At 36.8% G+C, this 4,159-nt stretch carries 3 protein-coding genes and 1 pseudogene; 3 read left to right on the top strand and 1 reads right to left on the bottom strand.

Translation table 11 applies throughout. The features are described 5' to 3' along the window. Positions 1–276: 276 nt before the first annotated feature. Positions 277–1,413: a flagellin FliC gene (locus BHE89_RS11180; RefSeq protein ID WP_069368849.1), complete on the bottom strand. Its 1,137-nt coding sequence runs from the start codon at positions 1,411–1,413 to the stop codon at positions 277–279. A gap of 387 nt (positions 1,414–1,800) precedes the next feature. On the opposite strand from BHE89_RS11180, the pseudogene fliD reads away from it, so the two are divergent. From fliD to fliT, 3 genes and pseudogenes are all read left to right on the top strand, one after another. Further along, positions 1,801–3,234: pseudogene (gene fliD, locus BHE89_RS11175) on the top strand (flagellar filament capping protein FliD). A 20-nt stretch (positions 3,235–3,254) separates the two neighbouring features. Continuing rightward, the gene (gene fliS / locus BHE89_RS11170; RefSeq protein WP_023581844.1) at positions 3,255–3,653 is read left to right on the top strand and encodes a flagellar export chaperone FliS; all 399 of its coding nucleotides are present in this window, start codon (positions 3,255–3,257) and stop codon (positions 3,651–3,653) included. Positions 3,654–3,671: 18 nt separating this feature from the next. Continuing rightward, a complete protein-coding gene (gene fliT, locus BHE89_RS11165; RefSeq protein ID WP_069368847.1) occupies positions 3,672–4,025 on the top strand; it encodes a flagellar protein FliT in 354 nt (117 codons plus the stop codon). Positions 4,026–4,159 lie beyond the last annotated feature (134 nt).

The following is a 4,159-nucleotide window of genomic DNA, read 5'->3' as shown; positions in this document are numbered from 1 at the left end:
AGGTTAGTTATTACGTCACTGTAATAACGTTGCCTATACACTATCGTCACCAATATCGAGGGGTTTATGATTTTCGGCATCGTGAAAATAGCAAAAAAAAGCCAGTCGGTTAATTTTTAAGGAATAATTGATTGCAGAAAAAAAGTAAAAAGAGGTTGAGAGAAAAAATAAAACTAAAAAAGATGAGTTTAAAATATAAAACACAAAAAACAAAAAAAGGCTCTCTTACGAGAACCTTTTGGATATAGAAAGGTATCTTTTGTGTCAGTGTACGAATTAACGTAACAGAGACAGAACAGTTTGTGGTACTTGGTTTGCTTGAGCCAGTACTGAAGTACCCGCTTGTTGCAGAATTTGACCACGGCTCATGTTAGAAACTTCTGTTGCATAGTCAGCATCTAAAATACGGCTACGTGCAGCAGATAAGTTGTTAACAGTATTGTTCAGGTTGTTGATAGTTGATTCAAAACGGTTTTGAATCGCACCTAAAGAAGAACGCATACCATCAACGGTGTTGATTGCTTCATCTAATTTAGATAAAGCATTAGTATTTTGCTCTTTACCTGCTTCTTGTGCTGCTTTTAAATCAAACTCATCTGCTTTAACTGTAACTGTTACTTCACCTGTTCCAGCATCAGCTTTGCCTACATCAGCTTTGTACTTAACATCTTTGCCATCTAATTTACCAGTAACGAAGTAATCATCACCAATTTTTTTCAACTCAGCACCTTCAAGCACTTTTTCTGGTACAGCTGGTGTTGGTGGAGTGGTAGATGTATCTTCTGGTACTGCAGCAATTTTAACTGCATCAGCATTGATTTTTAAAGATTTACCATCAGTGATATCAGAAGCTTTAACTGTTTGTGCATTTAAACCTTCCGCTCCAACTGAGAAATCTTTTAATTTCAATTCGTTGCTATCAACTTTTTTCAGGTCAAATTCAATTTTTTCTTTGTCGTTAGTACCAACGTGAACGGTCATTTTTTCTTTTTCGCCGCTCAATACTTTAACGCCATTGAATTGAGTTTGTTCAGAAATACGGTCGATTTCTTTTAAACGCTCGCCAACTTCTTCTTGGATTGATTTGATATCTGATTCTGAGTTAGAACCGTTTTTCGCTTGAACAGTTAACTCACGGATACGTTGTAAGTTATTGTTGATTTCGTTCAGCGCACCTTCAGTCGTTTGAGCGATAGAGATACCATCGTTCGCATTACGTGCAGCTTGAGTTAAACCATTTACGTTTGAAGTGAAACGGTTAGCAATCGCTTGACCTGCTGCATCGTCTTTAGCGCTGTTGATACGTAGACCAGAAGACAGACGCTCGATTGCACTTCCTAAAGCTCCCTGAGATTTGTTCAGGTTGTTTTGAGTTACCAGAGATAGATAGTTGGTATTAATGACTTGTGCCATAGCTAGATTCCTTTAAAATCAAGTCGATAAAATAAAAGTTTGCCTATTCATTTACGGTGTCAATCACCGGCAACAAGTTTATCGGCACCCCACATACAACCTTTAACTTTTCCTACAAATATTTCTGCAATTTTTTATAGAATTAATATTAACTCAATGATAAATAAAGAAATTAATTTATTATTTTTTTATTCATTTTTTATCAATTTTCGTCTCAACCCTTTTCTTACTCTTCTAAATTCGACTTTGGTCATCAATAGCAATAAAAGGCTTCTATATGGCAGCCTGTTTATGTCATCAAAAATACCAAATAGACGTAAACTTTTCGCCGATTCTACCGATAACGGTTTTTGAGGATTATTTTACGAACACAGAAAGGAGACCGGTATGGCTGGTATTGCTTCACTCGGCGTGGGCTCAGGGATGCCTCTTAGCCAAACATTGGCACAATTGGAGGCGGCGGAAAATAAACGCCTTGAACCCCTAGATAAACAGATGAAAAGCTACGAAGCGCAAATTACCGCTTACGGTAAGATCCGTAGCCAACTTGATAAATTACAGAAAGCGTCTGAAGATTTAAAAAAAATTCGATAAAATCGTTGCAACGAAAGTTGATGATGAGTTTGATGCTTTTAAAGTGACGACAGATGGTAAAGCCAGTATTGGTAACTATACTGTCTCAGTTAAAGAGCTTGCTCATGCACAAACATTAAAATCAACTAAAGTTTCCGATGTGAAAGAAACCTTAGGTGAAACGTTAGGTGAAGGTAATAAACGCACCTTAGTGATAACCCAAGAAGGTGAAAAAGAACCTTTACGCATTGAATTAGAAGATAAACAAACTTCGATCATTGAATTGCGTGATGCAATCAATAAAAAAGAAGGTAACGTTTCAGCCACTATTGTTAAAGCAAAAGACGGTGAAAACTATTTAGTCCTCACTTCTCGTAAAGAAGGCACTAAATCTGAGATGAAAATCACCGTTGAAGGTGATGATAAACTTAATCAATTTCTTTCTAATTCACCCGCAACCGATGAAGCGTCCCATACTTCAGGGATGAGAGAAATCGTTAAAGCGAATAACGCACAATTAACGATTAACGGTATTGATATCGAGCGTCAAACGAATGAGATCAAAGATGCGCCAGAAGGGCTCACGTTAAATCTTAAGAAAACGACATTTGATAATAAAGACAAAGCAGATAAACCAGAGATAGTCACTGTTGCTCGTGATATTGAGCCAATGAAAAAGGCGATTAAAGCTTGGACTGACGCTTACAATGAGTTAAACAGTACGTATAAATCTCTGACTAAATATACGCAAGTTGAAAAAGGCGAAGAGTCAGCAAAAGACAACGGTGTGTTATTAGGTGATAGCACCAGCCGTATGATTATGTCTGAGCTAAAAAGCTTTATTACTCGCTCACAAGAAACTTCAGATTTAGATACCCTAAATAAAATGGGGATTAAGTTTAAAGTCGATGGCACATTAGAAATCGATAATAAAAAACTGGATGATGCGTTAAAAGAAAAACCCGCTAACGTAAAAGAGTTTTTTATGGGGGATGGTAAAGTAGACGGGGTTTTGGTACACAAACCTATAATTACCTGAAGAAAACGCTGCAATCTAATGATGGTACTTTAGATATTGCCACTGATGGCGTAAAAAAACGCAAGAAAACATTAGATAGTCAAATTAAAAATACGGAACGCAATATTGCCGCCACGATGGAGCGTTATAAAAACCAGTTCCAACAGTTAGATAAAATGGTCAACTCCATGACTAACTCCAGTGCCTCAATTGGCCGTTTATTAATGTAATTTTTTAAAAGTAGGACACTATGTATCAACAATCAGCCAGTAAAATGTATGCTCAAATCGACGTTGAAAGCGAGATTTTAAATGCCACGCCTTACCAGCTGATCCAGATCCTATTTAATGGGGCGCTTAGCGCCCTTCGCCGTGCATTAATCTTAATGGAGCAAGGAAATATCGCCGGTAAAGGCGAAAATATTTCTAAAGCCATTAATATTATTGGTAACGGATTAAAACAAGGTCTGGATAAAGAAAAAGGAGGCGAGCTTGCAGAGAATCTGGAGCTCCTTTATGACTATATGGTTAATCAGCTACTCGATGCTAACTTAAAAAATAATCCAGAAAAAATTCATGAAGTCATCAAGCTCTTAACTGAAATTTCTGATGCTTGGCAACAAATCGGCACACAGATTAATTCTTATTAAATTAGAGTGGACAACAATATGGATATTATGGCGGCTTACGAGCATGTTTTAAAATCAAGTGAGCAAATGTTAACGCTTGCCAAAGATCAGCAATGGGATAAGCTGATAGAAATGGAAATGGATTATTTAAAAAGCGTAGAAAGTATCACTAAGATGGTAAAACCTGCTGACGGTGAGCTGAGACTACAGCAATGCCTCACAGATATGCTAAAGAAAATCTTAGAAAACGAAAATGAGACGCGAAATTTATTACGAGCTCGTTTAGATGAGCTTGGTATATTAATAAGACAGACTGAACAAGAGCAGAGGGTACAAAATAGCTATGGTCAGTTTACCGAACATAGTTATTATCCTGATCTCAATCTTAAATAACTCTCCTCTGCGCCAAAAGCGGTTTTATTAGCTAAATGGCGTCTTTACTTAGAAAAAACAATCCTTATTATTCAGCTTAACTTGTTATCGGTAACGTAAGAACCAACGTTAGCCATTTTATATTTTTTTGTTTT

It is taken from the genome of Shigella sp. FC1967 (assembly GCF_001743005.1).
In the GTDB taxonomy this organism is placed as follows: Bacteria; Pseudomonadota; Gammaproteobacteria; order Enterobacterales; family Enterobacteriaceae; genus Proteus.
This window is presented reverse-complemented; position numbering and strand designations above follow the sequence as displayed.